Origin of the sequence: Sphingomonas sp. NFR04 (assembly GCF_900114095.1) — a bacterium.
GTDB lineage: Bacteria > Pseudomonadota > Alphaproteobacteria > Sphingomonadales > Sphingomonadaceae > Sphingomonas.
The window spans coordinates 135,592-154,184 of sequence record NZ_FORV01000001.1; the positions used below are offsets into that span (position 1 = coordinate 135,592).

An 18,593-nucleotide genomic window follows, 5' to 3' on the forward strand; every position below is an offset into this window, starting at 1 on the left:
GCCTTGGGGTATAGGCTCCCCAAAGCCCCCGTCGTCAGAAGCGGTAGCGCACACCCACCGTGTAGCGGGCATAGCCCGGCGCGGTGACGGTCACGTACCGATCGGTGCGCTGGTGCGCGCGGCGGCCTTCGCCGGTCAGGTTGATGCCTTCGAAGAACAGGGTCGTGCGCGGCAGGGCCTCCCAGCTCGCGCTGGCATCGATCTGACCATAGGGCTCGGTATAGCTCGGGTTCGACCCCGCGCCCGACAGGAACTCGGCACGCCAGTTATAGGCGACGCGCGCCTGGATGCCGTTCTTGTCGTAATAGCCGATCACATTGGCGGTATCGCTCAGCCCGACCAGCGCGAACTGGTTGACCGTGGCCGGCTGGTCGTTGCGATAGTGCACGTCGCCGTCGACGATCGTGTAATTGAGGATCATCCCCAGCCCGGTCTCCCAGAAGCTGTGCTGGACGGCGAATTCCCAGCCATGGACGTTGGCGGTCTGGTTGTTGTTGACCGGCGTGTTGACGGTGAACAGCACCGGAGCGTCCTCGGGCAGGCCCAGGATGTCACCGGTATAGTTGCCGGGCGTCCCGCCGGTGATCTTCACCGAGCCCGGATAGTTGGCGAAGATATACTGGCGGATGTCGTTCGAGGTCGCCCCCGCACCCAGAGCCTCCAGCGCCGCCTTGTAGCGCGGGCCATCGGCCGGGTTGGTCAGCCCGAACACCGGCTTCTTCACCTGGCCGGTGCCGATGAAGTTCACCACCGACTTGTGGAAATAGCCGACCGAGATGTAGCTGTCCGGCCGGTAATACCACTCCGCCGAGAAATCGAGGTTCTTCGACTTGTACGGCAGCAGCCCCGGATTGCCCTGGCTGCCGGTGCCGCCGTCGACCCGGAAGAACAGGTCGGCGAGCAGCACCGGATTGTGGCGATGGTCGCCGGTGCAGCCGCGTGGCCCCACCTGCACCAGCACCAGCGAGCGCACGGCGCCCGCGTCGATCATCAGCCCGGCGATGGTGACGCCGGGCACGTCGTCGATCTCCAGCACGGCATTGCCCTGCACCGCCTGCAGCGTCGCCAGCCAGATGCCGAGCAGCACGCGGTTGGCTGCGGTCACCCGCAGCGGTGCGTCGAGCCGGTAGACGCCGGGCGTGAACAGCAGATGCTGGCCGCGAGCGAGCGCGGCGTTGAGCGTGGCGGCGTCCATCCCTGGCCGCGCGAGGAAGAAATGCGCCAGCGGCAGCGCACTGCCGGCTGTCGGCCCATCGGCCCAGCTCGTCCCCTCCGCGTCGCGCCGCAGCGCGGGCACGAACACCGACCAGCTACCGGCCGCATCGACCTGCAGGAACGGCTTTTCGCGGAGCAGCGGCACGCGCAACAGCGTCGTCACCGCAGGATCGGGAAAGCTGGTCGCCGGCGCGCCCTGGACGCCTTGGAACATCATGTTCCAGTTCACCCCCTGCCAGCCGCCGATGCGGCTGCTGCGGCTATACCATTGCTGCTGGCTGCCGGCGCGGATCGTGCCTTCGATCCGGCAATCGGCGAGAAAGCCGCCGCTCGACGAGCCGCCATCGTCGAGCACCAGGTCGCCGAGCACATGCATGCGCCGATAGGGCGCTGCCTGCGAGACCGCCCAGCGGTCCCACCCCTCGGGCGGGCGCACGGTGAGGTTCTCCGCGCCGCGCCAGAAATTGGCGAGCGCGTCGCCCTTAAGCCAATCGGCGTTGACGCGGACATGCCCGTCGATCGTCACCGCGCCCGGCATCGTGCCCAGCCCCAGCACCTGGGTGAAGAAGCCCACGCGGACGTCGGTGGTGTAGCGGCCGGGCTTGAACAGGATCGCGAAGCGGCGGTCGGTGAAATGCGCCGCCTCCTGCTGCGCGAAGATCGCGTCGATCCGCGCCTGGATCTCCCCGCCGGGCATCGACGGATCGATCACCAGCACGTTGGGCCCGAAATCGGGCATGGTTTCCGGCGCCACCGCTTCCCCCGCGCATACCGGCAGCGGCGCCCCCGCGACCACTGCCATCGCTGCCAGCCCGGCATCGCCGGCGCGACGGATCACCGTGCGCCGGCCCGCATCGGGCAGGCAGCCCCCTCCGTTTCGTGCAATCGCCGTCCCCGTCAGGCGAAATCGAGCTGGGACCGGCCATGCTGCACGATCGCCGTCCGGGCGGTCTTCACCGGCGCGCCGGGCACGCTGACCGTGTCGACGGTACGGAACTGCGCCTGCCACTGGTCGCGGGTGACGTCGCACAGCAGATAGCCGCGCCGGTCGTTCATGTATTTGAGATAGGGATTGCGGCCGAGGATCTTGTCGCTGCCCGCACGCACATCGGCCCCGTCGCCCCCCGAGCTGATCGAGGTGGAGACGAACTCCACCGCCACTGCCTCGCCCTGGCCGGCGCGGGTGCGCAGCTCGCCGGCATAATTCTGATGCTCGTCGCCGGTCAGCACCACGACATTGCCGTGCCCGGCGAACTTCGAGAACAGCCGCTCTCGGGGCAGGTCATAGCCGCCCCAGCTGTCCATGTTGCGGATCGGTGCGGGCTCGTCGCCCATGCGGCGATCGAGCGGCATCATCATCACCTGCTGGGCAATGGCATTCCAGCGCGCCTTGCCCTCGGCGAGGTTGCGGGCGAGCCAGGCCTCTTGGGTGGTGCCCAGCACCTGCGCATCGGCCGCAGCCCAGCCCGCGCACTTCGCCTTGAACCCGTCGTCGCAGGGTTGGTCGGTGCGGAACTGGCGTGTGTCGAGCAGATGCAGGTCGAGCAGGTCGCCGACGCGGGCGCGGCGATAGGCCTGGATGCTGTCCCCATGCGGGATCGAGCTGCTGCGCACCGGCATATGCTCGTACCAGGCCTGGAAGGCGGCCGCGCGGCGCAGCAGGAAGGCCTCGGGCGGGGTGCCGTTCTGGTCGCGATCGCTCACCCAGTTGTTCTGGATCTCGTGGTCGTCGAAGGTCGCGTACCAGCCGGTGGCGGCGTGCGCGGCCTGCAGATCGGTGTCGGTCTTGTACTGGGCATAGCGGCAGCGATAGTCGTCGAGGCTGAACGGCTCCTCGCCGGCATGCGCGCGGAGGAACTTCTTGGGGTTGCCGCCATAGTCGAACGCCACCGGATTGCCGCGGCCTTCGTAGATGTAATCGCCATAGTGGAAGAGGAAATCCGCCTCTTCGCGCGCGGCATGCGCATAGGCCGTGTAGAGCCCCTGCTCATAATGCTGGCAGCCGGCGACCAGGAAGCGCGCCTTCTCGACGGACGCCCCCGCAGCGGGCAGCGTCTTGACCCGGCCGCGCATCGAGCGCTCGCGGCCGCAGGTGAAGCGATACCAATAGGGCCGGTCGGGCTGCAGCCCCGCTACTTCGACATGCACCGAGTGGCCGAGCTCGGGCCGGGCCAGCGCCTCGCCCTTGGCGGCGATCGTCTTGAACGCGGGTTCGGCGCCGACTTCCCACTGCACCGCGATCGGCGCCATCGGCATGCCGCCATGCGGCTCGAGCGGTTCGGGGGCGAGTCGCGTCCAAAGCACGAAGCCGTCGGAAGAGGCGTCGCCCGCCGCGATGCCGAGGGTGAAGGGATAGGCGCGGAAAACCTGCTGTGCGCGGACGATGCCCGGCGCGCCCAGTATCAGCAGCGATCCGGCGGCGCCCAGCAACAGCTCGCGTCGTGTAGTGTGCATCCTTCGTCTCCCTAGCGCGGTGCGGCAGGCACCCGGCCACCGCCGTCAGCGGGGAGATGCAAACCTCATCCGCAGCGCATGGCAAGCGAAGATGACATCAATGTGAACGTTCACATAGCCTCGACGAAATGCGGGGTGAGCACCGCAACTTCGCGCTCGACTTCCCGACGCAGCGCCGCGCGCATCGCGTTCGACGCGCGGACATAGCCGGGCCAGTCCGCGACCACCTGGCGCAGCGTCCAGGTACCGATATGGCTGCTGGAGGTACCGCGCGAGGCATTGGTCGCATCGCGTAGGGCCTTCAGCGCGGGGTCGCTTGCCCCCGCCGCAAGGAGACGCTCGCACAGCGCGACCACTTCGCGCCGCCGCGCGCTGCTCGCACGGGTCAGGCGGTAGCGTACCGCCGTTACAACCTTCTCGTCGCAATCTGGAGCTTGGGTAAGTTGCTCGAGTTCGTCGAGCGCGGCGAGCATCTGGGCATGGTGGCGGCGCAGGTCTTCCATCCAGCTCTTATAGGCAACCGGAGCAGCCTAGCGCCCATAAAAGGTTATTTTGCTGTTAGTTACCGCGTCCAGTCGAGCATGTCGGCGGTCACCCAGCCATAGACATAGTTGAGGTAGAAGGCCGTGAAGAGCACCGCCGAGAGGATCGTGGTGCGCACGACGATCCGCATCGGATTGAAGCTGTGCGGCGCGCTCGGCGCCTGTCCGGGGACAAGCGGCACGCCCGCCTCCTCGCTGGTCCGCACCCCGAAGGGCAGCACGAAGAACACCGACATCGCCCAGAAGAGCGTATAGATCGCGAGCGCCGACTGCCACTTCATGGGCGGAGGTTACGCCTCGATCAGCAGCACGTCCACCACCGGCTTCTTCCCGGTGAAGCGCACCGCAACCCGCCGTACCGCGAGCCGCAGCGACTCGCGCAGCTTCTCGCGATCGCGCCAGTCCTTCTTCACCGCCTCGGCAGCGGCATCTGCTGCGGCTTCGATCAGGTCCTCGCGGTCCTCTTCCACCGGCACGCCCTGTACGCGGATCTGGGGGGCACCGAGCAGCTTGCACTTGCGATCGATCGCCACCGCGACCGACATCTGGCCGTACAGCGCAATCCGGCGGCGCTCGCTCATTGTCGCGCCGTCGGCGGGCAGGATCACGTCACCGTCGAGCACGAGACGGCCGACCGGCGCATGACCGATCTTGGCCGGGCCGTTGGGCGCGAGGCGGATGATCTCGCCATTCTGCTGCTTCACCGCCTTGGGCACGCCCTGCTCCAGCGCGAAACGCGCCTGTTCGTGCATGTGGCGGATCTCGCCGTGCACCGGCACGATGATCTCCGGCCGGATCCACTTGTACATCTCGGCCAGCTCGGGCCGCCCCGGATGGCCCGACACGTGCACGAAGGCCTGGCGGTCGGTGATGATGTCGACGCCCTTGTCAGCGAGCGTGTTCATGATCTTGCCGATCGCGATTTCGTTGCCCGGGATCTGGCGCGAGGAGAACACCACCAGGTCGCCCTGGTGGAGCTTGAGCACATGGCTGCCCTCGGCGATGCGGTTGAGCGCGGCGCGGGGCTCGCCCTGGCCGCCGGTGGCGACGATCAGCACGCGCGAGGCCGGCAGCGTCATCGCCTTGTCGAAGTCGATCAGCTCGGGGAAATCGCGCAGATAGCCGGTCGCCTTGGCGACGCGGATGATGCGGTCGAGCGAGCGCCCGGCGACGCAAAGCTCGCGCCCGGTGTCGCGGGCGACCTCGCCCAGCGTCTGCAGCCGCGCCGCGTTCGAGGCGAAGGTGGTGACGAGCACGCGGCCCTTGGCGCCGGCCACCACCTCGTCCAAGCCCTTGCGCACGTCCGCTTCCGAGCCCGAGGCTTCGGGATTGAACACGTTGGTCGAATCGCAGACGAGCGCGAGCACGCCCTTGTCGCCGATCGCGGTCAGTTCCTCGGCGGTCGCCGATCCGCCCAGCGAGGGCGCTTCGTCGAGCTTCCAGTCGCCGGTGTGGAACACCTTGCCGTACGGCGTCTCGATCAGCACCGCATTGCCCTCGGGGATCGAGTGGGCGAGCGGGGTATAGGTGATCGTGAACGGGCCGATATCGAACGGCCCCTCTTCCTTGACCACGTTCAGCTCGACGCGGTCGTCGATGCCCTCTTCGGCCAGCTTGCCGTGGATCAGCCCGGCGGTGAACGGCGTCGCGTAGAGCGGCACGCCGAGATCGGCGGCGAGATAGGGCAGCGCGCCGATATGGTCCTCATGCCCGTGCGTCAGCACGATGCCGAGCAGGTCGTCCACCCGGTCCTCGATGAACTGGAGGTCGGGCAGGATCACGTCGATGCCCGGATAGCTGGCGTCGCCGAAGGTGATGCCGCAATCGACCATCAGCCACTTGCCGTCGCAGCCATAGAGATTGACGTTCATGCCAATCTCGCCCGAGCCACCAAGGGCGAGGAAGAGCAGTTCGTTTCTTGGAGTCACTTAATTTCCTTGCTGGCTGCGTTCCCACAGCATCGCCAAGCCCTGGATGGTGAGGTCGGGCTCGATCGTATCGAATACCGATGTATGCGTTTCGAAGAGAATCGCCAGCCCACCCGTCGCAATAACCTTGAGCGGCCTGCCCACTTCGGCCTTCAGCCGCGCGACCAGCCCCTCGATCATCGCCACATAGCCCCAGTAGATGCCAATATGCATCTGGTCGACGGTGTTGCGGCCGACCACGCTGGCGGTCTCTGGCGCCGAGATGGCGATGCGCGGCAGCTTGGCCGCGGCGGTGACCAGTGCGTCGAGCGACAGGTTGATGCCTGGCGCGATGATCCCGCCCTTATAGGCGCCGCGATAATCGACCACGTCGAACGTGGTCGCCGTGCCGAAATCGATGATGATCAGGTCGCCGGCGTGGCGCGCATGGCCGGCGAGCACGTTGAGCGCGCGGTCGGCGCCGAGATTCTGCGGCTCGTCGACGTCTAGCGGGAAGCCCCATTCGGCATTGCCCTTGCCGGCGATCACCGCTTCGGTCTTGAAATATTTGCTGGCGAGCACCTGCAGGTTGTGGAGCGCCCGCGGCACCACCGTGCCGACGATCACGCCGGTCACCGCGGCCCGATCAAAGCCCTCCAGCGCCAGCAACTGGCTGAGCCACACGGCATATTCGTCGGCGGTGCGGCGCGGATCGGTGGCGATGCGCCAGCGGGCGCGAATCTCGCCGCCGTCCACCAGCGCGAACACGACATTGGTATTGCCGGCGTCGATCGCGAGCAGCATCGCCCTTCCCTCTTCCTCGTTACAGCAGGAACACGTCGCCCGCGTGAATGGCACGGGTCGTGCCGTCGGCCAAGCGCAGGATCAGCGCCCCGCTCGAATCCAGCCCACCGAACAGCCCGTCGAAACTGGAGCCGTCGGCAAGCCGGGCGGTGAGCGCGGTGCCTTCGGAATGCGCCTTGGCGAGCCAGCGCTCGCGCACCGGCCACATGCCCTCGCCCCGCCAGCGCTCCAGCCAACGGGCGAAGCTCTCGGCAAGTACCTCGGCGAAGATGTCGGGCGCGACGGTGACGCCCTGCGCGGCGAGGCTGGTCGCGGCGCGATCGAGCCCCTCTGGCGCGGCGGCCAGGTTGACGCCGATGCCGACCGCGATCGCGTCCCCAGCCCGCTCGAGCAGGATGCCGGAGAGCTTGGCGCCCTCTACCAGCAGGTCGTTGGGCCATTTGAGCATCGGCGCTACGCCGAACGCCCGCACCGCCTCTTCCAGCGCCACGGCCGACAGCAGCGCCAGCGTCGCCGGCGAGGGATCGGTCGGCCGCACCCGGGCCAATGTCGAAATGTAGAGATTGCCCGCAGGCGAGACCCAGGCACGCCCCTGCCGGCCCTTGCCGGCGGTCTGGCGTTCGGCCCGGAGCCACAGCCCTTCCCCAGCGCCCGTAAGCGCCAGGGAAAGGATGTCGGCATTGGTCGATCCCGTCTCGGCGACGGTACGTATCACAGGCGTCAGAACAGCGCCTTCGCAGCGACCAGCGACCAGGTGCCGAGCGCACCGAACACCAGCCACCCGATCGGCGAGATCACGACCGCGCTGACCGCGATCAGACCGCCCTCGACCAGATTGGTCTTGCCGGCAAAGGCCGGGGCCGGCTCGTCGAAGTACATCGTCTTGACGATCTTGAGGTAATAATAGGCACCGATCGTCGAGGCAGCGGCACCCACCGTGGCGAACGCGGTCAGGCCCGCATGCACCGCGGCGATGAACACGCCCAGCTTGGCGAAGAAGCCGAGCAGCGGCGGGATGCCGGCAAGGCTGAACATGAAGATCGCCAGCGCCAGCGCCAGGCCCGGCCGCGTGCGCGACATGCCCGAAAGGCTCGCGATCGTCTCGATCTGCTCGCCATCCTCGCCGCGCATCTGCAGCACCACCAGGAAGCCGCCGATCGTCATGACGACATAGATCGCCATGTAGACGAGCACGCTCGCCACGCCTTCCTCGCCACCGGCGGCAAGGCCGATCAGCGCGAAGCCGACATTGTTGATCGACGAATAGGCGAGCAGGCGCTTGATGTTCGTCTGGCCGATCGCCGCCACGGCACCGAAGATGATCGACGCGAGCGAGGCGAAGATCACGATCTGGCGCCATTCGAGGATCGCCGGGCCCATCGCATCGACCGCGACACGCACCGCCATCGCCACCGCCGCCACCTTGGGCGCCGAGGCGAAATAGGCGGTGACCGGGGTCGGCGCGCCTTCATACACGTCCGGCGTCCACATGTGGAACGGCACGGCCGAGATCTTGAAGGCAAGACCGGCGAACACGAACACCAGGCCGAACAGCAAGCCGGTATGCTGGCTGCCGCTGGTCGCGACGCTATAGGCGTCGGCAATGCCGTCGAACAGCGTCGTGCCGGCGAAGCCATAGACCAGGCTGATGCCGTAGAGCAGGATGCCCGAGGCCAGCGCGCCCAAAACGAAGTACTTGAGGCCCGCTTCCGCCGAGCGCGTGTCCCGCCGCATGAAGCTGGCGAGGATGTACGCCGAGAGGCTCTGCAGCTCGAGACCGACATAGAGGGTCAGCAGATCGCCCGCCGACACCATCATGCCCATGCCGACCGTGGAGAGCAGGATCAGCACCGGATATTCCGGACGCAGATCCTCACCCGAGGTGCGCTGAAAGAAGCCCGGCGCGACGAGGATCGACACCGCTGCGGCGGCATAGATCACCACCTTGGCGAAGGTCGCGAAGGCGTCCGCGCGGAACAGGCCGCCGAACGCGACGCCGCCGGTCGAGGCCGGCCCCGCCAGCGCGATGCCGGCACCGGCGAGCAGCGCCACCGAGGCCCAGCTCACCAGCTTGGTCGATGCCTGGCCGCCCCAGGCGGCGACCAGCATCAGGACGATCGAACCGGCCGCGAGCACCAGCTCGGGCAGCGTCATCATTAGTTGCATCGAATAGGACATCAGTGCGCCTCCCCGTGCGCGGAGGCTTCATGGGCGGGCGCCGCCTGCGGCGAACCCGGCGTGGGCTTGGAGTCGCTGATCGACGCGGTGTGCGCGGCGACATCGAGACGCTGCGTCAGCCGCGCGACGTCCGCGCGCATCGGTGCGGTGAAGCTGGTCGGGTACACGCCCATCCACAGCACCACGGCAGCCAGCGCAACGAGCATCGCCACTTCGCGACCGTCGAGATCCGGCATCGCCTTCACATCGTCCTTGGTCAGGTCGCCCCACACCACCCGACGGAACAGGTAGAGCATATAGGCGGCGCCGAGGATGATGCCGGTGGTGCCGATCAGCGCGGTCCAGGTCGAGACCTGGTACACGCCGGCGAGGCTGAAGAATTCGCCGACGAAGTTGCTGGTGCCCGGCAGGCCGATCGAGGCCATGGTGAACAGCAGGAACAGCACGGCATAGCGCGGCATGTTGATCGCCAGACCGCCATAGCGGTCGATCTCGCGGGTGTGCAGGCGATCATAGATGATGCCGACGCACAGGAACAGCGCGCCCGAGACCACGCCGTGGCCCAGCATCACCATCATCGCACCGTCGATGCCGTTCGCGTTGAAGGCGAACAGACCCATGGTGACGATCGCCATGTGCGCCACCGACGAATAGGCGATCAGCTTCTTCATGTCGCTCTGAACCAGGGCAACGAGCGAGGTGTAGACCACCGCCACGCAGGACAGCGCGAACACCAGCCCCATGAACTGCACCGAGGCGACCGGGAACATCGGCAGCGAGAAGCGCAGGAAGCCGTAGCCGCCGAGCTTCAGCAGCACGCCCGCCAGGATGACCGAGCCTGCGGTCGGCGCCTGCACGTGCGCGTCGGGAAGCCAGGTGTGGACCGGCCACATCGGCATCTTCACCGCGAACGAGGCGAAGAAGGCCAGCCACAGCCAGGTCTGCCAGTTGGCCGGGAAGTCGTGCGCCATCAGCACCGGGATCGAAGCGGTGCCGGTGCTCAGCACCATGAAGATCATGGCGATCAGCATCAGCAGCGAGCCGAGCAGCGTGTACAGGAAGAACTTGTACGACGCGTAGATGCGGTTCACGCCGCCCCAGATGCCGATGATCAGGTACATCGGGATCAGGCCGCCTTCGAAGAAGACGTAGAACAGGAACAGGTCCTGCGCGGCGAAGGTGCCGATCATCAGCACTTCGGTCGCGAGGAATGCCGCCATATATTCGGGCACGCGCTTGGTGACCGAGAGCCAGCTGGCGCCGATGCAGATCGGCATCAGGAACAGCGAAAGCTCGATCAGCAGGAAGGCGAAGCCGTCGATGCCGAGCGCCCAGGAGAACTCGACGCCGCCCATCTTGAACAGCGTCACATGCTCGACGAACTGCCACTGCGCGGCGCCGTCGCCATGCTGGAACTGGGTCCAGAGCCAGGCACCCAGCGCCAGGTTGACGAGGGTCGCGAGGAGCGCGGTCCACCGCGCCCCCTGTGCACCGACGAACAGGCAGAGCACCGCGGCAATCGCGGGCACGGCGAGCAGGACGGAAAGGATCGGAAAGCCGGTCATTTGTCCATCACCTCGCAATGACCCAGGTGAGCGCGGCCGTGAGCCCGATCAGCATGACGAAGGCATAGGTGTAGAGATACCCCGATTGCAGCTTGACGGCCCCGAAGCTTCCGAACTGCACCAGGCGCGCCGCGCCATTGGGGCCGAACCGGTCGATCGTCTGCTCGTCGCCGCGCTTCCAGAACAGCCGCCCGATGGCGAATGCGGGACGCACGAAGAGCAGATTGTAGAGCTCGTCGAAATACCACTTGTTGAGCAGGAACAGATACAGCGGACGCACCTGCTCGGCGAAGGCCGCCGGGAAGCCCGGCGAAACGATATAGGCGAAGATCGCGGTGCCCAGGCCCAGCAGCATCGCCACCGTGGCCGAGAGCTTCACCCACACCGGCACCTCGTGCATCGCGTGCATCAAATGCTCGTTGAAGGCGAGCGCGCCGTGCCAGTAGGTCTCGCCCGCGGTCGGTTCGATGAACGCGCCGTGGAAGACGAAGCCAGCGGCGACCGCGCCGATCGACAGCAGGATCAGCGGGATCAGCATGACCAGCGGGCTCTCGTGCGGGTGGTAGCCCGCCGTGCCCTCGGCCTCGTGCGCGTGGAGCGCATGGCTGCCGTGCGGCGTGTGACCCGCATCCTCCTGCGCCGGCGCATTGGCATGCTCGCTGCCATGGCCGTGCGTGTCGTGGGCATGATCGTCGTGATGACCATGGCCGTGCGCGTCGTGCACCGCATGCTGGATGTGCTCGGAAGCGGCCCAGCGCGGCTTGCCGTGGAAGGTAAGGAACACCACGCGCCACGAGTAGAAGCTCGTCAGCAGCGCGACGACCACGCCGACCCAGAACACGCCGGTGTTGCCCGAGGCGAAGCTCGCCTCGATGATCGCGTCCTTCGAGTGGAAGCCGGCGAAGCCGAACGCCACCGGGTTGCCGAACAGCGCGGGGATGCCGACGCCGGTGATCGCGAGCGTGCCCGCCATCATCGCCGTGTAGGTGATCGGGATCTTCTTCCAGAGGCCGCCATAGTAGCGCATGTCCTGCTCGTGGTGCATCGCATGGATCACCGAGCCGGCGCCGAGGAACAGCAGCGCCTTGAAGAAGGCGTGCGTGAACAGGTGGAACATCGCCGCGCCATAGGCGCCGACGCCCGCTGCGAAGAACATATAGCCGAGCTGCGAACAGGTCGAATAGGCGATCACGCGCTTGATGTCGGTCTGCGTCGTGCCGACGGTGGCGGCGAAGAAGCAGGTGGCTGCGCCGATCACCATCACGACGTGCATCGCGACCGCGCTCTGCTCGAACAGCGGCGACATGCGGCAGACCATGAACACGCCCGCGGTCACCATGGTGGCGGCGTGGATCAGCGCCGACACAGGCGTCGGGCCTTCCATCGCGTCCGGCAACCAGGTGTGCAGGCCGAGTTGGGCCGACTTGCCCATGGCGCCGACGAACAGCAGCAGGCAGAGCACGGTGATCGTGTCGAAGCGGTGGCCGAGGAAGCCGATCGTCGAACCCGCATGGTTCGGCGCCGCCGCCAGGATCGTCGGGATGTCGACGGTGCCGAACACCAGGAACACGCCGAAGATGCCGAGCATGAAGCCAAGGTCGCCGACGCGGTTGACCACGAAGGCCTTGATCGCGGCGGCATTGGCGCTGGGCTTGCGGAACCAGAAGCCGATCAGCAGGTAGGACGCGAGACCCACGCCTTCCCAGCCGAAGAACATCTGCACCAGGTTGTTCGCGGTCACGAGCATCAGCATCGCGAAGGTGAACAGGCTCAGATACGCGAAGAAGCGCGGCTGATCCGGCTCCTCGCTCATATAGCCCCAGCTATAGAGGTGGACGAGCGCCGAAACGCTGGTGACCACCACCAGCATCACCGCGGTCAGCGCGTCGACGCGCAGTTCCCAGGCGAAGCTCATCGTGCCCGAGGTCATCCAGTGCAGCACCGGGGTGACCGTCGGCGCGGCAGTGCCGGCCAGGTACGAGAGGAAGATCGGCCAGGAGAGGCCGCACGCCACGAACAGCGAGCCCGTGGTGAGGATCTTGGGGACCGCGGCGCCGAACGACTTGTTCACGAGCCCCGCAACGGCTGCCGCGAGGAGCGGCAGGAATACGATGATCAGAATGGACGACATCAGCCCTTCATCCGATTGACGTCGTCGACCGAAATCGTGCCGCGACCGCGGAAATAGATGACCAGGATGGCAAGGCCGATCGCGGCCTCACCGGCAGCGACGGTCAGGACGAACATCGCGAACACCTGGCCCACCAGGTCGTGCAGGAACGACGAGAAGGCGACGAAATTGAGGTTCACGGCAAGCAGGATGAGCTCGATCGCCATCAGGATGACGATCAGGTTCTTCCGGTTCATGAAGATGCCGAGCACCCCCATGGTGAACAGGATGGCCGAGACGACCAGATAATGGGTGAGCGTGATCACAGATCCATCCCCTGCCCGACTGCCGGGTTCATGTTGCGGGTGGCATCCTTGGCGCGACGGGCGTTCTGGCGGCCGACATTCTGCGGCCGCACGTCGCTGCGCTTGCGGTAGGTCAGCACGATCGCACCGATCATCGCGACGAGCAGCACCAGGCCGGCGCCTTCGAACACGAACAGATAGCGCGTATAGAGCAGCGCACCGATCGCCTCAATGTTGGGCACGCCGTCCGCCACCGGGGCGACGCGACGGCCGAGCGCCAGCGTGCCGGCGCTCCACGCGCCCACCGCGACGATGATCTCGGCGACCAGCGCGATGGCGAGCAGCGCGCCCACGGCGGCGTACTTCATCACGCCCGCGCGGAGCTCGGTGAAGTCGATGTCGAGCATCATCACGACGAACAGGAAGAGCACCGCGACCGCGCCGACATAGACGATCACCAGCAGCATGGCGATGAATTCGGCGCCCACGAGCACCATCAGGCCCGCGGCGTTGAAGAACGCCAGGATGAGCCAGAGGACGGAATGTACCGGGTTACGCGACAGGATCGTGCAGGCGCCGGAGACGCACACGATGATCGCGAACAGGTAAAAGGCGAGAAGCTGGATCACGGAATCGGATGGCCCCTTTGAATGGTGCGGCGCTTAACGGTACGGCGCGTCGGCGGCAAGGTTCGCCGCAATGGCGCGTTCCCAGCGGTCGCCGTTCGCGAGCAGCTTATCCTTCTGATAAATCAGCTCTTCCCGCGTCTCGGTAGAAAATTCGAAATTCGGCCCCTCGACGATCGCATCGACCGGGCACGCTTCCTGGCACAGGCCGCAGTAAATGCACTTGGTCATGTCGATGTCGTAGCGCGTCGTGCGGCGGCTGCCGTCGTCGCGCGGTTCGGCCTCGATCGTGATCGCCAGCGCCGGGCACACCGCCTCGCACAGCTTGCACGCGATGCAGCGCTCTTCGCCGTTGGGATAGCGGCGCAGCGCATGCTCGCCGCGGAAGCGGGGCGAGAGCGGGTTCTTCTCGTACGGATAGTTGATCGTCGCCTTGGGCTTGAAGAAATACTTCAAGGTCAGGGCATGCGCCTTCACGAACTCCCACAGAGTCCAGGTGCGAATGAAACTACCGACGCTCATGCGGGCACTCCAACCCGGGTCAGCATCAGGTACCCGGAAACGAGGAAGACGAAGAGAAGCGACAGCGGCAGGAAGATCTTCCAGCCCAGGCGCATCAGCTGGTCATAGCGATAGCGCGGGACGGTAGCCTTCACCCAGCTGAAGCAGAAGAAGAAGAACAGCATCTTGGCGAACAGCCACAGGATGCCCGGCACCATGTAGAGCGGCGCCCAGTCGAACGGCGGCAGATAGCCACCCCAGAACAGCGTCGCGTTGAGCGCGCACATCAGGATGACATTGGCATACTCGCCGAGCCAGTAGAGCGCGAAAGCCATCGACGAATATTCGGTTTGATAGCCCGCGACCAGTTCCGACTCCGCTTCGGTCAGGTCGAACGGCGCGCGCTGCGTCTCGGCGAGCGACGAGATGAAGAACACGATCGCCATCGGGAAGAGCAGCGGGTTGACGAAGTTGCCGTTGACGAAGCCGTAATAGCCCTTCTGCGCCTCGACGATGCCGCCGAGATTGAAGGTGCCGGCCCACAGGATCACCGAGATCAGCACGAAGCCGATCGAGACTTCGTAGCTCACCATCTGCGCGGCCGCGCGGATCGCCGAGTAGAACGGGTACTTGGAGTTGGACGACCAGCCGGCGAGGATGATGCCGTACACGCCCAGCGACGAGGCCGCGAGCACATAGAGCAGGCCGACATTGATGTTCGACAGCGCGACGCCCGCCTGGAACGGCACCACTGCCCACACGATCAGCGCGACCGTGAAGGTGATGATCGGCGCGAGCAGGAACAGGCCCTTGTTCGCGCCCGACGGCACGATGGTTTCCTGTAGGAACACCTTCAGGCCGTCGGCGAAGGACTGCATCAGGCCGAGCGGGCCGACGACGTTCGGACCGCGGCGCAGCGCCATCGCCGCCCAGATCTTGCGATCGGCGTAGATGATCATGGCGACGGCCAGCATCACCGGCAGCGCGATGACCAGGATGTCGATGACCGTGGCGACGGTCCAGGCCAGTCCGTACGGCAGGCCGAGATAGGTGAACCAGGAGGTCATTCTGCGGCCTCTGCGAAGTCTTCGCCATGGAGCAGTTCGGCCGAGCAGCGCTGCATCGTCGGCGACGCACGGCAGATGGCGTTGGTGAGATAGAAGTCGGCGACCGGATAAGTCACCGGACCCGATGCCTGGGCCGCCAGCGAGGGCGGGTTCCACGCGAGTTCGGCCAGACCTTCCTGGCCCAGCGCCGGAACCTCGCTCGCCATCGCGGCGCGCAGCTCGTCGAAGCTGTCGAACGGCAGCGTGCGGCCGAGCTTCTCGGAGAGCGCGCGCAGGATCGTCCAGTCCTCGCGCGCCTCGCCCGGTGCGAACACCGCGCGATCGGCGCGCTGCACGCGGCCTTCCAGGTTCACATAGGTGCCCGGCTTCTCGGCATAGGTGGCGCCCGGCAGGATCACATCGGCATGATGCGCGCCCTGGTCGCCATGATGGCCGATATAGACCTTGAAGCTGCCGGCGAACTTGGAGAAGTCCACTTCGTCGGCGCCCAGGAAGAAGGCGAGCTTCGGCGCGGCCGCGACGATGTCGGCAATGCCGCCCTTCTGCGCATAGCCGAGCATCAGGCCGGCCATCCGCGCCGCCGCGGTGTGGACGACGTTGAAGCCGTTCCATGCCGCTTCGGTCTCGGTCGCGGCGCGCTGGAAGGCACCGGCGATCGCGAGTGCGGCACCATGGCCGTTCTTGAGCGCGCCGGGGCCGAGGATCAGCGCCGGCTTCTTGGCATTGTCGATCGCCTGGGCGAGATTCTCCGGCAGGCTGTTCAGCAGCCCCAGATCGTCACCCAGCCACTCGACCTTGTAGGTGAGATCGACTTCCGGCCCGATCGCGAACACCTTGGCGCCGCGCTTGATCGCCTTGCGCACGCGGGTGTTCACCAGCGGCGCTTCCCAGCGCAGGTTGGTGCCGACCAGCAGGATCGCATCGGCGTCTTCGAGCGCCGCGATGGTGGTGTTGAACGCCACCGCCGACAGGCTCGACGTGTCATAGGCCATGCCGGTCTGGCGGCCTTCGAGCAGGTCCGAACCGAACGCCTTCACCAGCGCCTTGGCGGCATACATAGTCTCGGCGTCGAGCAGGTCGCCGGCGATCGCCGCGACGCTCGAACCCGCAGTCGCCGCCACGCCCGCAATCGCGTCGAACGCTTCTTCCCACGTCGCCGGGACCAGCTTGCCGTCCTTGCGGACGAACGGGCGGTCGAGACGGCGGCGGACCAGCGCGTCGACATGGTAGCGGGTCTTGTCGTGCGCCCACTCCTCGTTCACGTCCTCGTTGATGCGCGGCAGGACGCGCATCACCTGACGGCCACGGCTGTCGAGGCGGATGTTGGTGCCGACCGCGTCCATCACGTCGATCGACAGGTTCCGCTTGAGCTCCCAGGGGCGATATTCGAACGCGACCGGCTTGTGGGTCAGCGCGCCGACCGGGCACAGGTCCGCGACATTGCCCGAAAGCTCGCTCTTGAACGCCTTTTCGAGATAGGTCGTGATCTGCATGTTCTCGCCGCGATAGATCGCGCCGATATCCTCCACGCCGGCCACTTCCTCGCCGAAGCGAACGCAGCGGGTGCACTGGATGCAGCGGGTCATCACCGTCTTGATGATGGGGCCCATATACTTCTCGGTGACCGCGCGCTTGTTTTCCTCATAGCGCGACTGGCCGCGACCGTACGCAACCGACTGGTCCTGCAGGTCGCACTCGCCGCCCTGATCGCAGATCGGGCAATCGAGCGGGTGGTTGATCAGCAGGAATTCCATCACGCCTTCGCGCGCGGCCTTCACCATCGGGCTGTCGGTGCGGACTTCCTGATTGTCGGCGGCCGGCAGCGCGCACGAAGCCTGGGGCTTGGGCGGTCCGGGCTTCACCTCGACCAGGCACATGCGGCAATTGCCGGCGATGCTCAGCCGTTCATGATAGCAGAAACGCGGAATCTCCTTGCCCGCGGCCTCGCAGGCCTGGAGCACGGTGGCGCCCTGCGGCACCTCGACTTCGATTCCGTCAACCTTGAGCTTGGGCATTACTCTGCCGCCTCTTGCATGGTTTCGAGGCCGCCCGAACGGCGCTCGTTGATACGGCGCTCCATTTCCGGGCGGAAATGCTTGATCAGGCCCTGGATCGGCCAGGCGGCCGCGTCGCCCAGGGCGCAGATGGTGTGGCCTTCGACCTGCTTGGTCACCTGCTGCAGCGTGTCGATCTCGCTGATGTCGGCGTCGCCGGTGCGCAGCCGCTCCATCACGCGCCACATCCAGCCGGTGCCTTCGCGGCACGGGGTGCACTGGCCGCAGCTCTCATGCTTGTAGAAGTAGGAGAGCCGGCTAATCGCGCGGACAATGTCGGTCGACTTGTCCATCACGATCACCGCGGCGGTGCCGAGGCCCGACCCGACTGCCTTGAGGCCGTCGAAATCCATCGCGCAGTCCATGATCTGGGCTGCCGGCACCAGCGGCACCGACGAACCGCCCGGGATCACCGCGAGCAGATTGTCCCAGCCGCCGCGGATGCCGCCGCAATGCTTCTCGATCAGCTCGCGGAAGGAGATCGACATCGACTCCTCGACCACGCAGGGCTTCTCGACATGGCCCGAGATCTGGAAGAGCTTGGTGCCCTTGTTGTTCTCGTTGCCAAAGCTGGCGAACCATTCGGGGCTGCGGCGCAGGATCGTCGGCGCGACCGCGATCGACTCGACATTGTTGACCGTCGTCGGGCAGCCATAGAGGCCTGCACCCGCCGGGAATGGCGGCTTGAGGCGCGGCTGGCCCTTCTTGCCTTCCAGGCTCTCGATCATCGCGGTTTCTTCGCCGCAGATATACGCGCCGGCGCCGCGATGGACGAAGACGTCGAAGTCGTAGCCCGAACCGCAGGCATTCTTGCCCAGCAGGCCGGCGGCATAGGCCTCGGCGACCGCCGCGAACAGCGTCTCGGCCTCGCGGATATATTCGCCGCGGATGTAGATGTACGCCGCACGCGCGCGCATCGCGAAGCCCGCGACCAGCGCGCCTTCGATCAGCAGGTGCGGATCGTGGCGGATGATCTCGCGGTCCTTGCACGAACCGGGCTCGGACTCGTCGGCGTTGATGACGAGGAAGCTCGGACGCTCGGGCGTCGGGTTCTTCGGCATGAAGCTCCACTTCATGCCCGTCGGGAAGCCGGCACCGCCGCGCCCGCGCAGGCCCGAGGCCTTGATGCGGTCGATGATGGTGTCCTGCCCAAGCTCCAGCAGCGCCTTGGTGTTATCCCAGGCGCCGCGCGCACGCGCCGCGTCGAGATGCCACGACTGGTAGCCGTAGAGATTGGTGAAGATGCGGTCCTTGTCCTGAAGCAC

The 18,593-nt window shown here is 66.4% G+C and carries 16 protein-coding genes; all 16 read right to left on the reverse strand.

The window, feature by feature from the left end; translation table 11 throughout:
• Positions 1 to 34: 34 nt before the first annotated feature.
• Positions 35 to 1,954, reverse strand: a complete 1,920-nt coding sequence (locus BM009_RS22840) for a TonB-dependent receptor domain-containing protein (RefSeq protein ID WP_254772158.1) — start codon at positions 1,952 to 1,954, stop codon at positions 35 to 37.
• A 158-nt stretch (positions 1,955 to 2,112) separates the two neighbouring features.
• Positions 2,113 to 3,669 carry an alkaline phosphatase D family protein gene (locus BM009_RS00660; RefSeq protein WP_093292749.1) on the reverse strand — a complete coding sequence of 519 codons (1,557 nt, stop codon included), beginning with the start codon at positions 3,667 to 3,669 and terminating at the stop codon, positions 2,113 to 2,115.
• A gap of 110 nt (positions 3,670 to 3,779) precedes the next feature.
• The gene (locus BM009_RS00665; RefSeq protein WP_093292751.1) at positions 3,780 to 4,172 is read right to left on the reverse strand and encodes a hypothetical protein; all 393 of its coding nucleotides are present in this window, start codon (positions 4,170 to 4,172) and stop codon (positions 3,780 to 3,782) included.
• 59 nt (positions 4,173 to 4,231) lie between these two features.
• Positions 4,232 to 4,492: a DUF1467 family protein gene (locus tag BM009_RS00670; protein ID WP_093292753.1), complete on the reverse strand. Its 261-nt coding sequence runs from the start codon at positions 4,490 to 4,492 to the stop codon at positions 4,232 to 4,234.
• Between the two features lie 9 nt (positions 4,493 to 4,501).
• Positions 4,502 to 6,139, reverse strand: a complete 1,638-nt coding sequence (locus BM009_RS00675) for a ribonuclease J (RefSeq protein ID WP_093292755.1) — start codon at positions 6,137 to 6,139, stop codon at positions 4,502 to 4,504.
• Complete coding sequence (locus BM009_RS00680) at positions 6,140 to 6,922, reverse strand: type III pantothenate kinase (protein ID WP_093292757.1); 783 nt, start codon at positions 6,920 to 6,922, stop codon at positions 6,140 to 6,142.
• 19 nt (positions 6,923 to 6,941) lie between these two features.
• Entirely contained in the window at positions 6,942 to 7,637 is a 696-nt protein-coding gene (locus tag BM009_RS00685) for a biotin--[acetyl-CoA-carboxylase] ligase (RefSeq protein ID WP_093292759.1), read from the reverse strand.
• A 5-nt stretch (positions 7,638 to 7,642) separates the two neighbouring features.
• Complete coding sequence (nuoN, locus tag BM009_RS00690; protein WP_093292761.1) at positions 7,643 to 9,100, reverse strand: NADH-quinone oxidoreductase subunit NuoN; 1,458 nt, start codon at positions 9,098 to 9,100, stop codon at positions 7,643 to 7,645.
• A complete protein-coding gene (locus BM009_RS00695; RefSeq protein ID WP_093292763.1) occupies positions 9,100 to 10,665 on the reverse strand; it encodes an NADH-quinone oxidoreductase subunit M in 1,566 nt (521 codons plus the stop codon). Before BM009_RS00695 ends, nuoN begins: the two co-directional genes overlap by 1 nt.
• 7 nt (positions 10,666 to 10,672) lie before the next feature.
• A complete protein-coding gene (nuoL, locus tag BM009_RS00700) occupies positions 10,673 to 12,796 on the reverse strand; it encodes an NADH-quinone oxidoreductase subunit L (RefSeq protein WP_093292765.1) in 2,124 nt (707 codons plus the stop codon).
• Complete coding sequence (gene nuoK, locus BM009_RS00705; RefSeq protein ID WP_093292767.1) at positions 12,796 to 13,101, reverse strand: NADH-quinone oxidoreductase subunit NuoK; 306 nt, start codon at positions 13,099 to 13,101, stop codon at positions 12,796 to 12,798. The genes nuoL and nuoK overlap by 1 nt, the downstream gene beginning before the upstream one ends.
• Positions 13,098 to 13,709: an NADH-quinone oxidoreductase subunit J gene (locus tag BM009_RS00710; protein WP_093292769.1), complete on the reverse strand. Its 612-nt coding sequence runs from the start codon at positions 13,707 to 13,709 to the stop codon at positions 13,098 to 13,100. The genes nuoK and BM009_RS00710 overlap by 4 nt, the downstream gene beginning before the upstream one ends.
• Positions 13,710 to 13,742: 33 nt before the next feature.
• Positions 13,743 to 14,228, reverse strand: coding sequence for an NADH-quinone oxidoreductase subunit NuoI (gene nuoI, locus BM009_RS00715; RefSeq protein WP_066718225.1), 486 nt, complete (start codon positions 14,226 to 14,228; stop codon positions 13,743 to 13,745).
• A complete protein-coding gene (nuoH, locus tag BM009_RS00720; RefSeq protein WP_093292771.1) occupies positions 14,225 to 15,274 on the reverse strand; it encodes an NADH-quinone oxidoreductase subunit NuoH in 1,050 nt (349 codons plus the stop codon). The genes nuoI and nuoH overlap by 4 nt, the downstream gene beginning before the upstream one ends.
• On the reverse strand, positions 15,271 to 17,289 hold the full coding sequence (gene nuoG / locus BM009_RS00725; protein WP_093292774.1) for an NADH-quinone oxidoreductase subunit NuoG: 2,019 nt from the start codon (positions 17,287 to 17,289) through the stop codon (positions 15,271 to 15,273). Before nuoG ends, nuoH begins: the two co-directional genes overlap by 4 nt.
• Positions 17,289 to 18,593, reverse strand: a complete 1,305-nt coding sequence (gene nuoF / locus BM009_RS00730) for an NADH-quinone oxidoreductase subunit NuoF (RefSeq protein WP_093292776.1) — start codon at positions 18,591 to 18,593, stop codon at positions 17,289 to 17,291. The genes nuoG and nuoF overlap by 1 nt, the downstream gene beginning before the upstream one ends.

What these genes read in the sequence shown, in the direction of transcription:
- BM009_RS00695 (WP_093292763.1), bottom strand. Translation starts at nt 10,665, where the DNA reads ATGACCGGCTTTCCGATCCTTTCCGTCCTGCTCGCCGTGCCCGCGATT.
- BM009_RS22840 (WP_254772158.1), bottom strand. Translation starts at nt 1,954, where the DNA reads ATGCCCGATTTCGGGCCCAACGTGCTGGTGATCGATCCGTCGATGCCC.
- BM009_RS00670 (WP_093292753.1), bottom strand. Translation starts at nt 4,492, where the DNA reads ATGAAGTGGCAGTCGGCGCTCGCGATCTATACGCTCTTCTGGGCGATG.
- nuoN (WP_093292761.1), bottom strand. Translation starts at nt 9,100, where the DNA reads ATGTCCTATTCGATGCAACTAATGATGACGCTGCCCGAGCTGGTGCTC.
- BM009_RS00665 (WP_093292751.1), bottom strand. Translation starts at nt 4,172, where the DNA reads ATGGAAGACCTGCGCCGCCACCATGCCCAGATGCTCGCCGCGCTCGAC.
- nuoG (WP_093292774.1), bottom strand. Translation starts at nt 17,289, where the DNA reads ATGCCCAAGCTCAAGGTTGACGGAATCGAAGTCGAGGTGCCGCAGGGC.
- nuoH (WP_093292771.1), bottom strand. Translation starts at nt 15,274, where the DNA reads ATGACCTCCTGGTTCACCTATCTCGGCCTGCCGTACGGACTGGCCTGG.
- nuoI (WP_066718225.1), bottom strand. Translation starts at nt 14,228, where the DNA reads ATGAGCGTCGGTAGTTTCATTCGCACCTGGACTCTGTGGGAGTTCGTG.
- nuoL (WP_093292765.1), bottom strand. Translation starts at nt 12,796, where the DNA reads ATGTCGTCCATTCTGATCATCGTATTCCTGCCGCTCCTCGCGGCAGCC.
- BM009_RS00680 (WP_093292757.1), bottom strand. Translation starts at nt 6,922, where the DNA reads ATGCTGCTCGCGATCGACGCCGGCAATACCAATGTCGTGTTCGCGCTG.
- BM009_RS00660 (WP_093292749.1), bottom strand. Translation starts at nt 3,669, where the DNA reads ATGCACACTACACGACGCGAGCTGTTGCTGGGCGCCGCCGGATCGCTG.